Source organism: Dehalobacter sp. DCM (assembly GCF_024972775.1).
Lineage (GTDB): Bacteria > Bacillota > Desulfitobacteriia > Desulfitobacteriales > Syntrophobotulaceae > Dehalobacter.
The window spans coordinates 2061355-2083278 of sequence record NZ_CP092282.1; the positions used below are offsets into that span (position 1 = coordinate 2061355).

The 21924-nt window shown below is 43.7% G+C and carries 18 protein-coding genes; 16 read left to right on the forward strand and 2 right to left on the reverse strand.

Features of this window, described 5'->3' with window-relative positions; all coding sequences use genetic code 11:
- Positions 1-522 precede the first annotated feature (522 nt).
- The 4 genes from LPY66_RS09640 (at position 523) to LPY66_RS09655 (ending at position 7777) form a co-directional block, all read left to right on the forward strand.
- A complete protein-coding gene (locus LPY66_RS09640; RefSeq protein ID WP_337987855.1) occupies positions 523-1932 on the forward strand; it encodes an MFS transporter in 1410 nt (469 codons plus the stop codon).
- A 424-nt stretch (positions 1933-2356) separates the two neighbouring features.
- Positions 2357-5104, forward strand: coding sequence for a molybdopterin-dependent aldehyde oxidoreductase (locus LPY66_RS09645; protein ID WP_337987856.1), 2748 nt, complete (start codon positions 2357-2359; stop codon positions 5102-5104).
- 155 nt (positions 5105-5259) lie between these two features.
- Positions 5260-7581 (forward strand): pyridine nucleotide-disulfide oxidoreductase/dicluster-binding protein, encoded by a 2322-nt coding sequence (locus LPY66_RS09650; RefSeq protein ID WP_337987857.1) that lies wholly within the window; start codon positions 5260-5262, stop codon positions 7579-7581.
- A complete protein-coding gene (locus LPY66_RS09655; RefSeq protein ID WP_337987858.1) occupies positions 7574-7777 on the forward strand; it encodes a DVU_1557 family redox protein in 204 nt (67 codons plus the stop codon). Before LPY66_RS09650 ends, LPY66_RS09655 begins: the two co-directional genes overlap by 8 nt.
- Positions 7778-7783: 6 nt before the next feature.
- On the opposite strand, the gene LPY66_RS09660 is transcribed toward LPY66_RS09655, so the two are convergent.
- Positions 7784-7978 carry a hypothetical protein gene (locus LPY66_RS09660; RefSeq protein ID WP_337987859.1) on the reverse strand — a complete coding sequence of 65 codons (195 nt, stop codon included), beginning with the start codon at positions 7976-7978 and terminating at the stop codon, positions 7784-7786.
- A gap of 314 nt (positions 7979-8292) precedes the next feature.
- Between LPY66_RS09660 and LPY66_RS09665 the strand changes: the two genes are divergently transcribed.
- The 7 genes from LPY66_RS09665 to ybaK all read left to right on the forward strand — a co-directional run bounded on the left by LPY66_RS09665 (position 8293) and on the right by ybaK (position 16940).
- Entirely contained in the window at positions 8293-10629 is a 2337-nt protein-coding gene (locus LPY66_RS09665) for a molybdopterin-dependent oxidoreductase (RefSeq protein ID WP_337987860.1), read from the forward strand.
- Positions 10619-10972, forward strand: coding sequence for a 4Fe-4S dicluster domain-containing protein (locus tag LPY66_RS09670; RefSeq protein ID WP_337987861.1), 354 nt, complete (start codon positions 10619-10621; stop codon positions 10970-10972). The genes LPY66_RS09665 and LPY66_RS09670 overlap by 11 nt, the downstream gene beginning before the upstream one ends.
- Before the next feature lie 457 nt (positions 10973-11429).
- Positions 11430-12665 carry an MFS transporter gene (locus LPY66_RS09675; RefSeq protein WP_337987862.1) on the forward strand — a complete coding sequence of 412 codons (1236 nt, stop codon included), beginning with the start codon at positions 11430-11432 and terminating at the stop codon, positions 12663-12665.
- A gap of 311 nt (positions 12666-12976) precedes the next feature.
- Positions 12977-15043, forward strand: coding sequence for a sigma-54 interaction domain-containing protein (locus tag LPY66_RS09680; RefSeq protein ID WP_337987863.1), 2067 nt, complete (start codon positions 12977-12979; stop codon positions 15041-15043).
- Positions 15044-15332: 289 nt separating this feature from the next.
- A complete protein-coding gene (locus LPY66_RS09685; RefSeq protein WP_337987864.1) occupies positions 15333-15827 on the forward strand; it encodes an HD domain-containing protein in 495 nt (164 codons plus the stop codon).
- Positions 15828-15977: 150 nt separating this feature from the next.
- On the forward strand, positions 15978-16427 hold the full coding sequence (locus LPY66_RS09690) for a Fur family transcriptional regulator (RefSeq protein ID WP_337987865.1): 450 nt from the start codon (positions 15978-15980) through the stop codon (positions 16425-16427).
- 36 nt (positions 16428-16463) lie between these two features.
- Entirely contained in the window at positions 16464-16940 is a 477-nt protein-coding gene (gene ybaK, locus LPY66_RS09695) for a Cys-tRNA(Pro) deacylase (RefSeq protein WP_337987866.1), read from the forward strand.
- A gap of 119 nt (positions 16941-17059) precedes the next feature.
- On the opposite strand, the gene cls is transcribed toward ybaK, so the two are convergent.
- Positions 17060-18517, reverse strand: a complete 1458-nt coding sequence (cls, locus tag LPY66_RS09700) for a cardiolipin synthase (RefSeq protein ID WP_337987867.1) — start codon at positions 18515-18517, stop codon at positions 17060-17062.
- Positions 18518-18719: 202 nt separating this feature from the next.
- Between cls and LPY66_RS09705 the strand changes: the two genes are divergently transcribed.
- From LPY66_RS09705 to LPY66_RS09725, 5 genes are all read left to right on the forward strand, one after another.
- Positions 18720-19421 carry a DUF2953 domain-containing protein gene (locus LPY66_RS09705; RefSeq protein WP_337987868.1) on the forward strand — a complete coding sequence of 234 codons (702 nt, stop codon included), beginning with the start codon at positions 18720-18722 and terminating at the stop codon, positions 19419-19421.
- Positions 19402-19833 carry a GerW family sporulation protein gene (ytfJ, locus tag LPY66_RS09710; protein ID WP_337987869.1) on the forward strand — a complete coding sequence of 144 codons (432 nt, stop codon included), beginning with the start codon at positions 19402-19404 and terminating at the stop codon, positions 19831-19833. The genes LPY66_RS09705 and ytfJ overlap by 20 nt, the downstream gene beginning before the upstream one ends.
- Positions 19834-19912: 79 nt before the next feature.
- Entirely contained in the window at positions 19913-20494 is a 582-nt protein-coding gene (locus LPY66_RS09715) for a nucleoside recognition domain-containing protein (RefSeq protein ID WP_337987870.1), read from the forward strand.
- Complete coding sequence (locus tag LPY66_RS09720) at positions 20491-21030, forward strand: spore maturation protein (RefSeq protein ID WP_337987871.1); 540 nt, start codon at positions 20491-20493, stop codon at positions 21028-21030. Before LPY66_RS09715 ends, LPY66_RS09720 begins: the two co-directional genes overlap by 4 nt.
- Positions 21031-21123: 93 nt before the next feature.
- A complete protein-coding gene (locus LPY66_RS09725) occupies positions 21124-21891 on the forward strand; it encodes a pseudouridine synthase (protein WP_337987872.1) in 768 nt (255 codons plus the stop codon).
- The last annotated feature ends 33 nt before the right edge of the window (positions 21892-21924 follow it).

Here is a 21924-nt window from a genome sequence, read left to right on the forward strand (position 1 = left end):
TAAATGAAAATCATATTAATAAATCAGGTAGAATCAGCGAGTAAAGGAAATGTATAGGCCATTCACTCGTTTATTTCACACACGTAACCATATGGACTATATCAAAGCCGATTGGCACGTATCATGCATTATAGGATATCAACATAGGGATGAGTCACCCTGTTACGCATGAATATCTGGTCAATAGCTGCAGCATATTGGTGCAATAAATAAAATGCAGAAGGTGCTGTTAACAACCAGTTCAAACATGCAAATAATAGCAGGAATATTCAAAATAGAATAATTATTCGGAAGGTGCATACGAATTTACTAAACAATACGTACGTGCTTTTAAACAAAAATACATCTTCTAAAGGAGGTGCTTACTCAGAAAACGAGGATCGTGTTATCTCGTGAAAGGAGGAATGCAGACCGAATGGCGTAAATGGAATAAGTATCACATGCCGTTAACTTGAATAAGGATTGGATTTCTTCAAGAGGTATTTCTTTAATTCAAAAAGAAAATAATTAGAGGTGAATATAATGGAAACTGAAAAACAGACTCCAGAACTCGGTTCTATACCTCTGAGTACTTCAGGCACAATTCGGATTTCCTGGCCGGAGAAAATCTCTTTTGCCTTGGGAGATGCAGGCTGCAACATGGTATGGGCGACCTTGCAGGCTTTTATGATGTTTTTTTACACCGATATCGCCGGGATTTCCGCTGCTTTTATTGGCACCATGTATTTTGTAATTCGTATTATGGATGCTTTTTCTGATATCGGTATGGGTATACTTGTTGACCGCACTAATACTAAATGGGGAAAAGCCAGGCCCTATATCCTATGGTTAGCGGTGCCGATGGCCATTGGTATGGTTCTGCTCTTTACAGCACCGGATTTTAGTACTTCAGGTAAACAGGCATATGCTTTTGCCACCTACTTTTTAGTGAGCGTAATTTTATATACTGCACTGGCTCAACCCTACAATACAATGATGGCTTTGATTACGAACGATCAATATGACCGCTCCATTTTGAACATATTGAGAATGGGCGGTGGCGTTTTAATTGCGATGACTACCGGTTACTTCACTTTGCCGTTAGTCAATGCTTTCGGAGGCGGCAAACATGGTTGGCAAATGATGGCCGTTGTCTATGCGATTATTTGTGTCATCTTCCTTGTGATTTGTTTCGCGGGTACGAAAGAAAAAATCAAGCCCGTCAAGGAACAGACAGTCCCTGTTAAAGTGGGGTTGAAAGCCCTTTTTGCCAACAAATATTGGATCATGATGCTTCTCCTCGGTACGTTGACCTTCATGATGTTTTCCATGCCGGCTGCCTGGCCTTATTATGCGCAATATGTCATGGGGAATCCAATGTATGTCGGGACGATTATGACGATGAACTTCCTGTCTAATCTGGTAATATTTATATTTATTATGCCTTGGTTGCTGAAGAAGATCGGCAAACGTAACAGCGTTTTTGTCGGCTTTGTGTTATATGCCATCGGAGTAGTTATTATCCTCACTAACCCAACCAACTATACGACGGTAATTATAGCGACCCTTATCAGAGGTGCCGGTTTTGCGCCTCTGGTCGGGACGATGTATGCTTTTATTGCCGATACGATTGAGTACGGGGAATGGAAGACCGGCGTAAGGTCAGAAGGTCTTACCTACAGTGCGGCAAGTTTCGGCCAAAAATGCGGTACCGGTCTGGGTGGTGCCCTTATCGGCTGGCTGCTGGCTGCCGGCGGTTATGTAGCCAATGCACCTGTTCAGTCAGCGGCATCGATGGGTATGATTAACTTCATGTTCATCTGGCTGCAGCTCATAGCATACGTGCTTGCTGTTATTATTTTGCTGTTCTATAAACTAGACAAGGAATATCCAGCAATTATTGAAGAATTAAAACAACGCAAGCTGAATAAGGTCAGTGAAGCAGGGAAGTAAAAGTCTTGAAACGGTGTTCAGGACATATCTTAAACAGAAATAATCTATCGAATCAATCAAAAATGCTATAGATCACTATAGCATTTTTATATGGGTGCGCCACGCATGGCGCATAACTTGGCGGTGAAAGTCCGCTATGGAGGCTGGCTCCTTTACTTCTCTCAGTGCAGTTAGTTGATTTTACGAAAACGAAAGAGTTTTGCAGTTATGAAAGTCAATTATCAAATACATAAACAAAAACAATTATTAATATAAAGACAAATATAAAACGATATTAAACAAATAAAAATAAGCGGGATTATACACGTGCTAAGTATAAATGTATATAGGATAATCTGGTCGAATGTAATTGGCACATATCATGCATATAGATAGTTTTATACCTCTGTAAAAAAACGGGATTAAAATCTCAGAAGAGAAAGGAATGTTAAGCTTGAAAATTATTTCTGTCATCGTTAACGGCATACGAAAATCAATCGTATGCGACCCGGAAGAAACTCTGGGTAATGTCCTTAGGAACCAATTAGGACTTACCGGCACTAAATTAGGCTGCGGAACAGGGCAATGTGGTGCTTGTTCGGTCTTGATTGATGGGAAAGTTGTTCGTTCCTGTGTGAAAAAAATGAAAGCTATTCCTGAAAATGCCAATATTGTAACCATTGAAGGTATTGGAACACCAGATAATCTTCATGCGCTCCAGATTGCCTGGATGTATCATGGCGCAGCCCAATGTGGATTTTGTACACCTGGTTTTATAGTATCCGCAAAAGCGCTGTTGGATGAAAATATCAATCCAACCCGTAAGGAGGTCAGAGATTGGTTTCAAAAACACCGCAATGCCTGTCGATGTACAGGATATAAGCCGCTCGTCGATGCGGTAATGGATGCGGCAAAGCTTATACGCGGAGAGATCGCTTTGGAGGATCTTACATTTAAGCTTCCCGAAAATACCAGTATGCTTGGAACCAAATTCCCAAGGCCGGATGGATTACCGAAAGTGACCGGAACATGTGATTATGGCCATGACCTTATTTTGAAACTCCCGGAGGATACGCTGCATATGGCGATGGTCAATGCGAAAGTGTCCCATGCCAATATCCTATCGATTGACATCTCCGAGGCCGAGAAAATGCCCGGGGTGCATAAAGTGATTACAGCAAAAGATCTAGGCGACAAGAATGTCATGGGCTTTACATTTATGGCGATGCCCAAAAATAAAAACGATGGCAAGGAGCGTCCGGTCCTTTGTGATAAAAAGGTGTTCCAGTATGGTGATCCAATAGCGCTGGTATGTGCGGATACGGAAGTACAAGCCAGGGTAGCTGCTGATAAAGTTAAGGTTGAATACGAATTACTGCCGGCCTATATGAGCGGGCCGGAAGCAGCTGCGCCGGATGCGATGGAAATCCATCCTGGCATTCCCAATGTTCATTTTGAACTGCCGGTAATCAAAGGGGAAGAAACCGGCCCCATTATGGATGAGGCGGCTTATGTAGTCGAGGGTGATTTCTATGTACAACGTCAGCCGCACCTTGTTTTAGAGCCAGAGGTTGGGTTCGCTTATACGGATGATGAGGGCAGAATAACCGTTCATACCAAGAGTTTGGTGGTTGTTCTTCCGCAAATCGTTATTGCCTTAACCTTAGGGCTTCCGCCAGAGAAGGTCAGGATTATTATGAACCCTGTGGGTGCCAGCTTTGGTTATAAACTGACACCGAATTCGGAAGTCTACATGGCGGTTGGCACATGGATTACGGGCAAACCAGTGGCTCTGCATTATGATTATGCCCAACAAACCTATTACACAGGCAAACGCTCACCGATGAATACGTACTGCAAATTGGCGGCGGATAAAGACGGGAAGCTTTTAGCCATGGAACATGATATTATCCTTGATCATGGGGCTTATGATGCAGGCGGAGATTTTCTGGCGACCAAAGCTGCGCGTTTCTGCGGGTCATGTTATCACATTCCCAATATTCGCGGGCTGGTCAAATCGACATTTACAAATAATGCCTTTGGGACGGCGTTCAGAGCGTATGGCTCACCGCAAACCTTATTTGCTTCAGAATCACTGATGGATGAACTGGCAGCAAAGATGGGTATTGATCCGTTTGAACTCCGCTACAAAAATATCTACAGACCGGGCTCAACGACTCCTAGCGGGAATGAACTCGATTGTCATCCCTTGGAGCAATTAATGGATATGATGCGTCCAAAATACCAGGAAGCGCAAGCTCGGGCGATAACAGAATCCACACCGGAATTAAAACGCGGTGTCGGCATCAGCCTCGGAACCTATAATACGACAGGTGATCACGGTGATAATGGTGAAGTCGACCTCGAACTCATGCCGGATGGCACCGTTACCGTCTATAATACGTACGAGGAACAGGGACAAGGTGCTGAGATCGGGACCCTTACAGCTGCCTATGAAGCGTTAAGGCCCTTAGGCCTCAAGCCGGAACAGATCAACTTAGTCATGAATGATACCGCGAAATGCCCGATTACAGGTGCCGCTGCTGCCAGCCGCTTGTTCTTTGTTAACGGCAATGCGACGCTTCACGCTGCTACTCAGCTAATGGACGCCATGCGTAAACCGGATGGATCCTTCAGAACCTATCAGGAAATGATGGCGGAGGGTATCCCTGTGAAATATCGTGGAAAGTTCACGAATGCGGATCATACAACGCCCTATAATTTGGATAACGGCCAGGGAAGTCCTTCCTCAACCTATATGTATGCCGTATTTATGTCGGAAGTAGAAGTCAATACCAACACCGGCAAGGTCAATGTCTTAAAAATGACCTTAAATACGGATATTGGAACAATTGGCAGTAAGCTGGCTGTCGATGGTCAGATGTATGGCGGATTAGCTCAGGGGATTGGATTAGCCCTCTCGGAAGATTTTTATGATCCAGCCAAACATCAAACCATGGTTGCCTGCGGTTTCCCGTACATCAATGATATTACCGATGATCTGGAAGTAAACTACATCCAGACCCCAAGAGCTACCGGCCCATTTGGTGCTGCAGGTTGCGGTGAGATTCCTCTTACGGCACCGCATGTGGCCATCATTAACGCTATCAACAATGCTACCGGCGTACGGATTAAAGACCTGCCGGCGCTTCCAGAAAAAGTCCTGGCAGGCTTAAAGTCACTTAAAAAATAATACCGTTCACAGTACAGTAAAGGGATACATGCAGAGACAAGGGGGGACGTAGGGGACAAAGTCTACGTCCCCTTGTCCCCTACGTCCCCTTGTCCCCTAGCCCCACAGCCTCAGCCCCTTGTTTCTTCTGCGATTTCGAGAAAGGGTGAAAACCGATGGAAATGGATACGTATGCAATCCAAGAGATGGCAAGACTCTGCACTCATAACGAAATGCCAAGCTGTGTAACGCATTGTCCTTTACATGTTGATCTGAGAACTCTTATCGGATCAATTCAAAAAGGACAGTATGCTGAAGCAGCTAAACTCTATCGTCGGCAAGTTCTATTTCCTGAAATATTAAGCCGTATCTGTGATCAGCCATGTCAAAAACATTGCCTGAGAGGCAATTGGGATGAGCCAATAGCTATTCGTTCACTGGAAAAAGCCAGTATGGACTTTGGCAAAGTCAAAAAGGAAAGAAGCTATCCAATACAGCCTAAGAATAAGCGGATCGCTGTCATTGGCGGGGGATTATCCGGTTTAGCCTGTGCCATTGATTTGGTTCGCAAAGGATATCAGGTTGACTTATATGAGCAGAATAACCGATTGGGTGGGAGTCTTTGGGAGTATGATCCTCAAAGCCTTCCGCTCGATATTATTGAAAAGGAAATGACTATCCCGCTTCAAGCCGGGGTAAATATATATTTGAACACCAAGATCATGGATCGGGGAGAGCTATATCAGGATGCTATTTTTTATAGTGCGATAGAATTAAGCGGAGACTTTGACCAGGATTACGAGCCGGTCAGTCTCGCTTCCGGCATGCCCGGTGTTTTCGGCAGAGGCAAAGAGGATAAAGCATCAATGAATTCGCCTGTGTATGCTATTGCCGTCGGTTTAAGAGCCGCCCGGAGTATCGAACGATATTTTCAAAACGCATCGCTCACTGCCGGCAGGGAGAAGGAGGGGTGTTACCCAGCACAAACCCATGTTACACTTCCGGTTGTCAAAAGCAAGCAACTTAGAGAAAAAATGTCTGACCCTGCAGCGGGGTATAATCAACAGGAAGCGGCGGACGAAGCAGCGCGGTGCTGGCTGTGCAGTTGTACTGAATGTTGGGATGTTTGTCCCTATATCCGTCGTTATAAAGCATTTCCAGATGACCTGGTTAAAACTTATGGCAAAAATATGTATGCCTATCCGGCGATGGGAAAAAGCAGCGCCACCAGTCTGATTAATGCATGCAGTTTATGTGGTTTATGCAAAGAGGTTTGCCCCGGGGGATTGGATATGACGGCGGCTTCGATCAACGCCCGGCGTATTATGGTCGAGAGAGGGATTATGCCAATGGCTGTCCATGATTTTTCTCTGCGGGATATGCTTTTCAGCAACGGTTCCGAATATTTTTTAGCAAAGCATCAGCCCGGAATGAATTCCAGCCGGTATTTGTTCTTCCCCGGCTGTCAGTTGGGGGCTTCCGATCCGGACTATGTGTTGAAGACCTACGATTATTTGATAGAAAAGCTGGACGGGGGAGTAGGCCTTTTATTGGGATGCTGTGGGGTGCCGGCACTGTGGTCAGGTCGGAACGCGTTGTTTCAGCAGCAGATCGACCAAATAACCCAAACATGGCAAAAACTTGGTCAACCGGAGGTAATTCTGACCTGTCCAACCTGTCAAAATATCTTCCGGGAATTTTTCCCCGGGATCATTGCCCAATCGTTGTGGCAAATAATCCAAGAAAGCTTATCAATGAATGAGTTATCGGACAATTTCAGGATAGAGGAATCGGGTAAAGAACTAATGGTCCATGATCCCTGTGCCAGTCGGTATGACAGGGAAATGCAAGACACGGCCCGCTTTATTTTGCGACAGTCAGGAATCATCCCGGGGGAATTGCCGCTCAACAGAGAAAAGACCCAATGCTGCGGTTATGGTGGTTTAATTGCGACGGTCAATCCGGAACTGGCATCCGAAATCTCGCTGGAGCGTATTCAGTACAGCGATAAAGACTATGTTACTTATTGTGTAAACTGTCGCGACGATTTTGCCCGTCACGGCAAACCAACCTGGCATCTGCTCGATGTGCTTTTTTTTGCCAAAGATCCGGAAAGGGCAAAGCGGAAAGCGCCATCGTATTCCCAACGGCGGGAAAATAGATGGCGTTTAAGGGAAAAACTTCTGAACATGTTATGGGGTGAAGCTATGCAGGAAAAACAAGCTATTGAAGATATAAAATTAATTATTTGTTCAGAACTGGCGGAACAATTGGATCGGGACTTAATTTTGGTGGATGAAGTTAAGGAAGTCCTTCGTGCGGCACAAAACACAGGCAAGAATGTCCTTATCATCGAAAATGGGAACTATCTGACGCATAAGAAGATGGGTTTAATTACGTATTGGGTCGAGTATCAAGTGGAGAGTGATTATTATAGGGTGTTGAACGCGTATAGTCACCGGATGCAGATTGTGGAGGATGTGAAAGACGATGGCTGAGAAGGAAAACGATTCCAAAGTAATATGTTGTCAATGCAAAATTCCGCTCGAGATCAGCAAAGTGTCCATCGCTTATGAAGGCCATACCTTATCAGTCGATTTGCCGAAGTGTCCGTTGTGCAGCCAGGTTTATCTTTCGGAAGAAATCGTTCGAACCCGGGTTCATGAGATAGAAAAGACACTGGAAGATAAATGAAAGAAACTATTCAGCCTTCGATGAAGTTTTCTCATGCGAATTTTGCCATTCATCCCGGGCTGCGTCTTTAACTTCCTCCGATATCTCTGCACTGCATTTGACACAGCGATCACTGAATAAATAATTCTTCAAGCCGCAGGCGGGGCATTTAACAAACTTAGGTTTGCAATTTTCACAGCTTGGATTACAACCGTAGCACATAAAAAGTCTCCTTCGATTGGATTTCAGAGTCAATGCCAATTTTAATTGCATATTTTATGCCAGGTCAAGTGTGGGCCCAGCAATTGCAAATACGCTACTTTTTTTTCATTCATGGTAAAAAATAACGAAAGTTCGAGAAAAAAATATTAATTACTAAGCCGGAATTGCGTTAAATTCCGGCTTTTTTCGTTGGCACAAGAATTGCAAAAACAAATAACGGGTTATAAGTTCCATTAAGGGAGGGAATAGATGGTCGGAAGAGTCAAAGGGATTATCTGTCGTAGTTTTTAAACATGAAATAAGGAGGATTTTTTATGGCGGATTATAAAGAGTTTTTAAGTAAGCTGAACCGTAAAGCTTACCATGACGGTGAATGGCAGTGGCAGGAAGGAGAGTATACAGTGACCCGCTCGACGCAGTATACGGCTCCGGGCTGTCATAATTCCTGCGGCATATTGCTGTATACGAAAGACGGTAAATTGGAGAAAGTGGAAGGAGACCCCCTCAATCCTTTTAATAACGGAAAACTGTGTATGCGGTGTGAAAACCTTGTCGAGGCTGTCAACCACCCTGACCGCTTGAAATACCCCATGAAAAGGGTAGGGGAACGCGGAGAAAACAAATGGGAGCGAATCTCATGGGATGAAGCATATGAAACCATTGTTAATAAAGTCAATTACTATAAGCAAACCTACGGCCCGGAATGTATTGTAGGCGTTCACGGCACTGGCCGTAACATAAACTGGCAGATCCCTATGCTCTTTAACGCCGGCGTTCAGACACCGAATATTTCAACGCTGTTCTTTACCGGATTTGCTTGCTATCTGCCGAGAATCGTCGGCAGCACGGCGGTCAACGGAGACTATATGATTGCTGACGCATCGGTTGGACATGAAGACCGTTATGCCAACCCGGAGTGGAAAGTACCCGGATGTATCATTGTTTGGGGAAATGAACCGCTGAAGAGCAATGCGGATGGATTTCTCGGACATTGGCTTGTTCAATGCGTACAAATGGGAAGTAAAATCGTATCCATCGACCCCAGATTAACCTGGTGGGGAGCACGTGCCGATATTTGGCTTCCGCTCCGTCCCGGCACGGATGCGGCCCTGGCCATCGGTCTGCTGAATGTCGTCATTGAAGAAGATCTTTATGACCATGAATTTGTGGAAAAATGGACTTATGGTTTTGATGAACTTGCCCAAAGAGTAAAAGAATATCCTGTGGATAAAGTGGCTGAAATCTGCGGTCTGAAACCGGAAAAAATCAGAGAAGCAGCCCGCTTATTTGCTACGTCGAAGCCGGCATGCGTTCAATGGGGACTGGCCTTTGAACAGCAGATTTCTTGTACGGCTCTTATTTTGGCTGTTTGTGATCTTTGTGGAATCACCGGTAATGTGGATGTTCCCGGCGGCATGATCTTGGTCCGCCACGCCTTCAATGCTCATCGCCACTACAACTGCGGCGAAGAATTTACGCTTCCCGATGTAGCGAAGAAGAAACTTAACGGGGCTGCTAAAGGGATCGCGGAAAACAGCATCGTACCGCATGCTGATTCCGACGTCATCCTGCGTGCCATGGAAGATGGCGTTCCGTATCAGATCCGGATGCTTTGGATCCAAAGCAGTAACTCGATTGCCTGCCCGGCAATGGATGCACCGCGTGCGCTTGAGGCAATGAAAAAAATGGAATTCATCATTGTTGCCGACCCGTTCATGACTCCGACAGCCGTGGCTGTCGCCGATATCGTTCTGCCGGTCGGTATGGGACCGGAACGCAACAGCTTGAGAAACTGGTGGACACCACTCAGAGCACAGAGCAAAGTCAGCAGTTATTATGAAGCGAAAGGCGATGAAGAAATCGTCGTCGAATTTGGCAAGCGACTGAATCCGAAAGCCTTCCCGTTTGAGAATGATGTTGATTTGTTAAACTGGTACATCGGAATGGACGGCGACTACGAAGGTACATTCGAGGACCTGCGGGCGAAAACCTGGGAGTACTGGGATTGGGATGGCACTTACTATAAATATGAAAAAGGGCTATTGCGCGAAGACGGCGAGCCTGGATTCAATACACCCACCGGTAAGCTGGAGCTTACGCCAATGATGTATTTCGATTGGGGACTTGATACCGTGCCCTTCCATATTGAACCGCCGGAAAGCCCGGTATCACGACCGGATATGTATAAGGAGTACCCGCTGATTTTGACAACGGGCGCCCGTTCCCATGAATTCTTCCATTCCGAGCATCGCCAGATGCCGACCATGCGTGAATTTCACCCGGATCCGTTGGTCACGATGCATCCCGATGTTGCAAAAGAATATGGCATTAAGGAAGGCGACTGGGTTTGGATTGAAAATGAGCGCGGACGTTGTAAACAAAAAGCAACCATTACCGAGGGCATCAATCCCAAAGTCGTCAGTGCCGAGCATGGCTGGTGGTTCCCGGAACAGGATCCGGTTAATCTTTACGGTGTTTTTGACAGCAATGTCAATAATCTGACCCAACAGGAAGTAAAAGGACAGGGCGGGATTGGATCGCCGATCAAGAGCAGTCTGTGCAAGATATATAAAGTGGAGGAAGGGGTCAATGACCTCGTGTCACCGACAGAACAAGTGATTAAGCTGGGAGGTTTTAAACATGGCAAATAAAGACGATAAAACATACGGCATCCTGATCGATTACACCTTTTGCACCGGCTGCCACAGCTGTGAAGTCGCCTGCAAAAAACATCTCGATCTGGAAAAGGGACAGTTCGGAATCCAACTAACGGAAATTGGTCCTTGGAAAGTTAACGAAGACAAATGGGAATGGACCTATATGCCGGTCATCACCCAGCTCTGTGATCTTTGTCAAGACCGTGTTGAAATGGGAAAAATGCCTGTTTGCGTTCAAACGTGTCAAGCTTGGTGCATGTATCACGGTACTGTAGACGAATTAAAAGAAAAAATGAACGGAAAGACAAGAATGGTTCTGGTTACACCGCAGCAGTAACGGAACGATGCTATTTCGCGGGAGTCGGGTATTCTGTCTTGACAGAATGCCTCGACGTCCCTGCGGCAATGCGGAATACCGCTTTAAGAGTGGATCGATCCAGACATCTGCGCGAATGCAGGGATGCTATTTTTTTACCACCAACGATATTTTTTGTTGCAAAAGTGGTAAAAAAAAGGTGCCATATTTTTACAGGCTTGAAGATGAGGCTTATTTTCAGAGAAATCTGTGAGAAGTGGTATTGGCATATTTTTTGCAATTGTAATGGGTATCACGTGATAAAACTGTTGCATCACTCGAAGGACAAAAAAATGCTAAATCGATTCTCAAGCACATGGAAAGGAGTGAAGTATCTAACGGATCAACATATAAAACACAAAATATTGTGTTATTGGTCTGATCTATTTTACTAAATTCATACAAATTACTAACCAAACAGATGAAAGGGGAATACACCATGTCACAACAAGAAATTGGCAAACCGCATTATAGTCCCTTAGTCAAGCTTTCGGTTTTATGCATTATGCTGCTTCAGTATTTGCAAACGATGACTAGCCCAGCTACAGGCGCTATGTTCCAATACTTCAAACAATTTGGCTATACTTCTTTGGACATTAAGCAAATTCAGACAATACCGACCTTAGTAATGATTATTTCAACACTGGCGATTGTTCCGCTAGCTAAGAAAATGAAAAAGAAAAATGTTCTGAAAATAGCTCTTGCTCTTATTTTCTTTGGCGGGATCATTCCGGCTTTCGGACCAGATAACCTGATGTTCATCTATGGTTGCCGTGTTATCTTCGGTTTAGGTTATGGTATGGTTTACGCACTGGGTTCATCTTTCATTATTGATCTGTTCAGCGGACAAGAACAGAAACAAATGATGGGATGGAAGACTTCAGCCGGTGCTATCGGCGGATTTATATTCCAAACTGTCGGCGGTCTGTTAGCAGCAATGTACTGGAAATATGCGTTCCTCGGATTCCTTCTCGCTTTGCCGTTCATTGCGCTCATTCTCTGGAAATGCCCGGATCCGTCAGCACTGGAACAGGCGCAGTATAGTGAAGAGAAACCGAAAGCGCCGGTTATCGGCAGACATTGGTTTGTTATCATTCTGGCAATTATCAACGTCATGGTTTTCTCCAGTTTCATGATTAATATGCCGATCGTCATTATGGCGCAAAAACTGGGCACTCCGAATACGATCGCACTGGTTATGAATATTTTTACAATAGGAATCTTCCTGGGCAGCTTTACTTACGGATGGATGACAAAAGTCATGAAACGTTACGATATTCCGATTACCGTCCTGGTATATGCTATCGTCCTTCTTATCCTGCCACGGTTTGTATCACTTCCGATGTATATGTTCTGCGCGCTGTTGTTCGGTTGGGCGTTCGGTACCTACAACCCAAGCGTTGTTTTAGCCCTGTCCCGTCAAGGAAGTCCTCTGGCAGTTACTTCCGCAGTCGCTATCTTTGTTGCCGGGCAAGGTCTTGGGCAGTTCCTGCAGCCATATTTTCTGTTAATAACCGGTCCGCTTGGACTGAATGCGGCTTGGGGCGAACTCGCTCCTTGGGTATTTGCCGGCCCAACATTGCTTGTCTTCGCGATCATCAGCTTCATTTGGGTGACCGTAGTCACAAACAAAAAATTCCCATATGCTGCTGACCTGAAAGCAGCTGCAAAATAATATTCAAATAACAACATCATAAAGCTCCTTTGACTGGAGAGGGAAGTCATTTTAGATGATTTCCCTCTCTGCCTGTGTATAATCTGTCTCTCGAGTAAAATCCCTCAGCTCGTAAGTCAGTTCATGAATGCTTTTGGCAGTCATTTTATTGGTCAATATGTCATATTATTTTTGATGCCTTTCCTCTTGAAATATGGTATATTATAATAGATTTTCAAATTTGAAAATTGTTTCCACATTCTATTCATTGCTAATCAAAGATAAATTGACGGATTCCGGTAATTGACAATGAAGGAAGTGAAAGAATCACGATGGTAAACCATCCCTCACATTATTATGCCTCGAAAGAATATTGGGAAGAGGTAGAGCGGTGTAAGCGGCAATTTGTAGACAAGGGTGAAAATCCTCTGGCTAGCGGTGTCGTCAGAAAAGAAATTGCCGAATCCTGGATGCGATCCAAACAGTACGGAGTAAAACTGGATACAAATCATTTGAATTACTCGCTGAGCGAAGCTGAACTATTAAAAATGAAAGAAAAAAACAAATTACTATTGGATCTTTCAATGCCGCTGATCCAAAACTTCTTGGATCTGGCAGCTGCATCCGGACATTCATTAGAATTATTTGATCCAAATGGCGTGTTCCTTTCTGGCATTCACATTGATATCACCAAGACTAATGTCAAAGGTACGATTTGGAACGAAAAGACAACAGGAACAACTTCGCACACAATGGCTATTAGCCAGAAGAAACCATACCAAATTATTGGACCGGAAAATTATTTGGAAATATTACATAATACCATCAGTACGTCTGCCCCGATCATTAACGGAGACGGTATGGTGTTGGGCGCCCTCGCTCTCGTCCAAGTATTCCCGGAAAAGCCCTGGAAAAAGGATATCGCAGAAATGTACTCTCAGGCTTTGGGCTGGGTTACTTCGTTAGTCATGGCAATAGAAAAACAGATAGAACTTCATAGAAACTCGGAATCATTGCGCGTCGTTAACGATGTTTTAAATACAACTCTTGAGTTTATTGATGAAGGCATCGTGTCGATTGAATCTGACGGCAGTATCATCCGGGCTAACAAAGAAGCAGGAAGGATTCTTCACTGCGGCAATAATTCCTTAGACGGACGAAATATCTTTGAGTATTTTAACAAGAACACACGGATCAAAGAGTATGTCATTGGCAAAAGGAACGCAGAATTTCTGGAGGAGAACGTGAAGTGCGGTCATGATGAAAAGCCGTACCTTGTCAGTATTAAACCGGTTATCCGGCAGGATAATGACAGCTCCGACATTACCATTTTGCGCCTGGTCAATACGGATAAGATCAATGCATTAGTTACCAATCGGACGGGTGCTGTAGCCAAATTTAATTTTAATGATATTGTCGGCGAAAGCGAAAGTATGAATAGAGCGAAAAGACTGGCACATCGATTTGCCGGGTCACAGGAAAATGTGCTTCTTCTCGGAGAGAGTGGTACAGGTAAAGAAATCTTTGCGCAAGCGATGCACAATCAGTACCGGCCAAATGGACCATTTATTGCCGTAAACTGTGCGGCAATGCCAAGAAACTTAATTGAAAGTGAGCTATTTGGCTACGAAGCAGGCGCATTTACCGGTGCTGAAAAACATGGCCGCCCGGGAAAAATCGAATTGGCAAACGGTGGGACTCTTTTCTTGGATGAAATAGGGGACATGCCTTATGAACTCCAAGCTGTTCTTTTACGCGTATTGCAGGATAAAATGGTCATGCGGCTGGGAGGAAATAAATACCGGCAGGTTAACTTCAGGCTCATTGCGGCAACGAATCAAGATTTGCTAACGATGATAAAGGATAAGGTATTTCGTGAAGATCTTTATTTCCGTTTATCTGTTTTAAATATTGAAATTCCGCCATTAAGAGAGAGAGGAAATGACATCTTTCTTTTGACCGAATACTTTATACGGCAGTATTCACAAAGAATGGGCTGGAAAGTGTCCGGTATCACAGAAGCAGCCAAGTCCAAATTATTAAAATATGATTGGCCGGGAAATGTCCGACAGTTGGAAAATGCGATTATTTATGCGGTCAACGTAGCAGAGGAGCAGGACATCGATTTGAGTCATCTGCCAAAAGAATTACAGCTTATGGCAGAGGATAAAGCAGGTGTAGTGGTTTCAGCCAATGAAATGCAAGACACTCAAGATGGATCGGACAGTGCCGAAGACCCCATGTTTTCGATGAAAGAATCAGAAAAACAAGTTCTCTTGCGGACAATGTCCAAGTCGGGATATAATATCGGCGTTGCAGCCAATTTCTTGGGAATCAGTAAAACGACACTTTACAGAAAACTCAAGGAACATAAAATCAGTACTAAATATCCGCGGTAATTCTCCTAAAGTAATCGTTTAATTTAGACGATAAGGAATATATAACACATAATGACCGACGCTAATTGTAAAGTCATTCTGGAATTGTTTTAGTAAATTGTGAAGAATTAGTTAAATGGCTGCAAAATAACCAGATAAATTTAATAATACGCAGTGATGATTTGATTTTTTTGCAAAATGTTCACAGAAATGTAACAAAGTATCCCTTGCAATGATGCATTTTTTTAAATATAATGGGTACATGTTTTGGTATGGATCGAACTAATTTTATAGAATAATGGAGTTAATTTTGAAGTACGACGCATTTTTTTTGGAAATAGCAGCACCAATTATCGAACATGAAGAGTACCAAAAGATGAAAGGAATCCGCCATCATCATGGTTCAGTCTACGAACACTCTTTAAGCGTGGCGTATTTAGCATATAGGATTGCTGTCAGATTGAAGCTCGATGTCATCTCAACGATAAGAGGCGCTTTGCTGCACGATTTTTATTTATACAAGTTTAAGAAAAGAGATAAGTATAACTTGTTAATGGAAAGCTTCAGACATTCGCGAAATCATCCGAAAATTGCCTGTGCGAATGCCCGAAAATATTTCGACCTTAACAAAAAAGAACAGGATATTATCAGTAACCATATGTTTCCTGTCGGGCTGCCAAGAAGTTCGGAAGCCTGGGTGACAACGCTTGCAGATAAGAGCCTGGCAATAGCCGAATACTCGATTCGGATGTATCGGTATGCTTATCTGAAAGTTGGAATTCGCGCCGCAGAGGAAACTGCTTAACGAAGCTTAATTTTGAATCGAGAATAAACAAGCCTATCGTGCTGACGCTTGGATGTGTTGGCCGATAGGTTTATTTTGTATTGTTTTTCGTATCAATTATGATAGAATTCTTATAGAATAATATTTGATGAGGGGTATGGGGTACGCTCTATGGCAAAAGATTTTAATCAAATCCTCAAAGAAAAAGGCTATAAGTTTACCACGCAACGACAATACGTTTTCGATGTTGTTACCGAAAATCAGGGGAGTCATTTAAACAGTCAAGAAATCTTTGAGTGTGTTCGTAATAAATACCCTGATATTGGCGTTGCCACCGTTTACCGAACCTTAGGCCTGTTAGAGGATATGGGGCTTATTTATGGCGTTGATTTTAATGACGGTTATCGGCGATATGACATTGTTAAAGACCCGGAGGCTCATCGGCATCACCATTTAATTTGTCTCGAGTGCGGTTCAATCCAGGAAGTTGAAGAGGACCTGCTTGGTGCTATAGAAGAAAATATCCAAAAAAATAATAAGTTTAAGGTGGTTAACCACCGCGTCAAGTTTTATGGTTATTGTGATGTTTGTCAGAAAAAAATGGATACAAACAGACTGTGATAATCAACCTAATTATGTTTAAATATCGAGGACACTATGGCATTGAATCAGAAGACAAATGTAGTTAGAATACTGGAAGCAAAACAAATCACACATCAGGTTTATGAATACTCAGTGGAAGATCAACGGTTGGACGCTGTGTCTGTGGCACAGAAGGTAGGGTTTGATCCGGAACGCGTCTTTAAAACATTAGTCACCATTGGTAAAACCACGGGAATTAATGTGTTTGTTGTGCCGGGGAACTGTGAATTAAATTTAAAAAAAGCTGCAGAAGCAGCTGGGGATAAACATATTGAGATGGTAAAATCAAAAGAGCTTTTGCCGTTGACGGGCTATATCCATGGCGGGTGTTCACCGATCGGTATGAAGAAGGACTATCGGACTTTTCTTGAGGAAATGGCTGCCGAATATAATGACATAATTATAAGCGCCGGAAAAATCGGCATGCAAGTCAGACTTTCTCCGCTTGACCTTTTGAGCTTAACGGCGGGGACATTAGCAGATTTAGTCTAAGACAGGGGGACAAAAGGGACGTAGAACTTTGTCTCCTTTAATTAAAGGAGACAAAGTTCTACGTCCCTTTTGTCCCCCCACCTTTTGTCCCCCAAGCACCCCTTGGCTCCCCGTCCCTTTTATAAGACAGGAGCCATGAGTCTGGAGATCGATTCTTTGAATTTGATGAGAATCGATCTTTTCATATACTTTTCCAGGGTCAGCTCTTCACTGGAGAGCATGTCATCGACAAAGGCCTGATGAAGTATTTGGGAAATATTAACATCATACAAAAAGGCATTGACCTCAAAATTCAGTTTGAAACTTCGGATATCAAAATTGGCTGTTCCCACTGAAGCAATTTTTTCATCCACAACAATAGTTTTCGAATGCAGGAATCCGCGATTATAAATGTATACTTTTACGCCTGCTCCCAGCAGATCGCCAACAAAGGAATATGTGGCCCAATAAACAAACATATGATCCGGTTTGTTCGGTATCATGATTTTCACATCGACTCCGGAAATCGCCGCTATTTTTAAAGCTTCTTGAATACTGGCATCGGGGACAAAGTACGGCGTTTGAATCACGATAGATTTCCTAGCCGCGTGGATCATTTTGATATAGCCCTGTTTAATTTCTTCGTAAGGGGAGTCCGGACCGGAAGATACAATCTGAATACCGCAAGAACCTTTGATCGACGGTGGGGGATAATACTTTTCTGAATAGCGGATTTTATCTCCTGAAGCGGCTTTCCAATCCAAAAGGAAACGGGACTGGATACTTAATACAGCTGAGCCGGTTATTTTTAAATGCGTATCCCGCCAATAGCCCATTTTAGCCTTGAGGCCGATATACTCATTACCAATATTGAAGCCGCCGATAAATCCGATTTTACCATCGATGATAGCGAGTTTTCGATGATTACGGTAATTAAGCCTCAGATTAATATAGCTCAGATAAGATGGAAAAAATATCTTTACTTTACCGCCGGCGGCGAGCAAAGGTTCCAGGTCCGTCTGCCTGAGCTGATTTCCCAGAGCATCGATAAGCAACCTGACTTCGACACCTTCCAATGCTTTCTTAGTGAGTATTTTTATGAGTTGTTTCCCTAAGGAGTCGCGTTTAATGATAAAGTATTGGACATGGATATGATTCTTGGCCTCAGAAAACGCCAGGAACAATTCTTCGAATTTTTTACGTCCATCCGTATAGATACACACAGCGTTATCCTGAGAATAGTAGGCTTTGCTTTGGGTCAGATGCATCAGGATCATATCCTTATAATTATCCAGACTTGCGTCGTTTAAGGCCATTTCCCCTGAACGTATATCGGCAATTTCTTTATTAATTAGCGACGTATGGATAAGGTTTTCTTCAGCACCCAGCTGGAACATTTTTTTTCTTGTCAGGTTCTGTGACAACATAAAATATAAAAATGCACCAATACCAGGCAATACAAACAGTACAAGGATCCAGGCTAACGTAGAAATGGGGTTTCGTCTTTCTAAAAAAATGATCGTAAATGCCAGTAATATGTTGATGACGTATAAAATGGCTATCGCATAGGAGCTTGTTAATGTCAATGGTAAATTCATAGCTGTATCCTTTCGTTTTCACTGAGGATTATTCGCAGAACATTTCAAAATCATAATAATGTAATTCAATAATTCATTGGCATTAGAAAGTGTTTGCTCAGACCATTAAAAAAAGATTATCCAATAATTATAATAGAAATGACATGTTTTGGGAATACCAGTTTTGATAGATGAATTGATTTGAAGACCGGAGGTAATTGGGGTGCGTATACTGGCTTTACTTACAGCCTTTATTGTGATGATGCTCCTTTTTGCCATATTAACGATCCGTCTGAATTTGCAGAGCATGACAAAGGGATTAAACACTGTCATCGATCTGGATTTCCGTCTTCTCTTTTTTCGATCCCGGATCAGCATCACGATCCCTGAAGACCTAATAATCGGCGGATTATCCAACTTGGTACTCAATCTGGCAATGGATATGATGCAAGGGACTGGGCGGTGTCAGCCGACTGATAAAGCAAAAGGCAGGAAACGTTACGGGATTCTAAAACACGTTAGTCGGGAAACTCTGCGCCATTATATTGTGTCTTTTTCTGCTTTTTTACGCTTAAAACGATGTCTGCAGGTAATAGTTCGGGCTTTTTATCAAAAAATCAAAATCCATTGGTTGCAGGTTGATATTGAACTGGGGGGGAGGGATGCAGCTGAAACTGGTATACTGTCAGGATTATTCTGGAGTATGTTTGGGTATGCGGCAGGCAATATAGCAAAAGGGGGATTGGCAGAGAAAGATCATATCCAATTTCAGGTGATTCCCGATTTTGCTCAAATAAAATTTATATCACGGATAAATTGTATATTAACGACAAGAATAAGCCATATTATTTTTATCGTCTATCAATTCGTGCATTTGATGATTAAAAACAGGAGGAATCAGCGTTATGGAGGAACATCCTATTGAGAATCTCATGCAAACAGCAATGGATAGTATCCAAAAAATGATAAATGTTAACACGGTCATTGGTGATCCTGTGGAGACACCGAATGGTTCAGTCATTATTCCCGTTTCCAGGGTATCCTGCGGTTTTGCCGCAGGTGGCAGTGAATTTTCTTCTGCGGAATGCGAAGAAGCGGAAGACAAGAAAGATGAAGGCAGCTCAAAAATGCCGTTCGGCGGCGGCAGCGGCGGCGGTGTATCTGTCAAACCGGTTGGATTTCTGGTGGTCAGTAAAGACCATGTGCGCTTGCTGCCTGTAGAAGGGAATGTTATCGCTGACCGATTAATTGATGAAATGCCTAACTTGATGGATAAGTTCTCCCAGGTATTTAGTAAAAGGCGGTATCATCGCGAAAGCTGTGAAGACAGATTGTAAGTTAATTATGAACTGAGACCAAGTCTCATTCTTCTAATCCCTCTGCTGGAAACATACATTTAGGCAGGGGGATCATTATATGGTAAATCTGATTTGGCTTATCATGCTATTATGCGGTATTCTCGTTGCGGCCGCCAACGGAACAATTGACCAGGTCACCGAATCAGCCTTGAATGCGGCGGAACTGGGTATCGAAGTTGCCATTCAACTTATGGGCGTTATGGCTTTATGGCTGGGTATCATGCATATTGCTGAAAAAGCCGGGCTCATCCAAAGTCTGTCCAAATTTTGTGCTCCCGCAGTGAGGCGGCTTTTCCCGTCACTGAAAGCAGACAGTCCGGCTTTTGGACCGATTATTATGAATCTGTGCGCCAATATACTGGGTTTAGGTAATGCAGCGACACCATTTGGCTTAAAAGCGATGCAGGAACTGCAGAAAGAAAACACCGAGCCCGATACCGCGAGTCCGGCAATGATCACCTTTCTTGCCCTGAATACTTCATGCATTACGATTATCCCGGCAACAATTATAGCCGTGAGGATGAAGGCCGGCTCCGCCAATCCGGTGGAGATTATCGGAACGACGATCTTTGCTACAGGCTGTGCCATGACGGCGGCTATCATCGCTGATTCCTTCTTCCGCAGGAGGAAAAAACGATGAGTTTTGTAACAGAAATTGCGCGCTGGGCCATTCCATTTATCTTGTTTTTTGTTCCCCTATATGGTTATCTTCACAAGGTCCCGGTTTACGAAACCTTCGTTGAAGGGGCAGAAAACGGTTTTAAGACTGCGGTAAGGATTATTCCGTTTCTGATTGGAATGCTTGTATCAATCAAGGTATTTACAGAATCAGGTGCATTGGAGCTGATCATTAATTTCTTGCGTCCGGCATTTATGGCACTGGGGTTCGACCCCAGCCTTTTGAATATTGTGCCACTGGCGTTGATGCGGCCTTTAAGCGGTTCAGGTGCTTTGGGTGTCGCCACCCAGCTCATAACCCAATATGGTCCGGATTCCTTTATCGGCCGGCTGGCGTCGACGCTCCAAGGTAGTACGGATACGACGTTTTTTGTGTTAGCCGTTTATTTCGGATCGGTTGGCATTAAAAAGTATCGCTATGCGCTGAAGGTGGGACTGCTTGCTGATGCGGTCGGACTGATTGCATCGATCTGGATTGTGACAAAAGTGTTTGGATAAAATATCATAATTGCATTCTGATGAATTTTTGTTAAAATTAATTGATGCTCTAAGCTTAGTGACAAGATATTTTTTGTAATGGTGGCTTTTTTGATGGAGAATTCACTGGATCGATCTGAGCGTTTACAGAAAGCGATGGCACGTTTAGGAATTGCGTCGCGTCGCCATGCGGAAATCCTGATCAGTCAGGGGTCTGTCAAGGTGAATGGGATCGTGGTTACCCAGTTGGGAACAAAGGTGTACCCTGAAGATGTGATCGAAGTATCTGAGTCGACGTATTCAGCTGTTTCAATAACTGATTCAATATATATTATGCTTAATAAACCAGTAGGGATCATCAGCAGTGTTACGGACCCGCATCGAAGGAAAACTGTAATCGATTTGATAAATCAGGATATCAAAACCCGTGTTTATCCTGTGGGCAGACTGGATTATGATACCTCCGGCCTGCTGCTCTTAACCAATGACGGTGAGCTGACTCACCGGCTGACGCATCCCCGGTATGGCGTGGAAAAGGTTTATCACGTCTGGATTAAAGAGGATTTGCTCCAAGCAGCTGTCAATACCTTAAGGACAGGCGTTACGCTTGAGGATGGACGGACAGCACCGGCGAAACTTCGGAAGTTATGTAATAAAAGTCACGGACATGACAGAGAGTGTACCGTTTATGAAATTGTTATTCATGAAGGCCGCAATAGGCAAGTCCGAAGGATGTTTGAACAGGTTGGCTATCCGGTTATCCGCTTGCAGAGAATTGCTTTCGGTCCCCTGCGATTGGACCCGGCAATGAAGGCCGGTGACTACCGGTACTTAAAGCCAAGGGAAATCGCTGCTTTGAAAAAGGCTGTCGAAGTAATATAACGGTAGTGAAATTAATAAGGGATTTGGGAAATT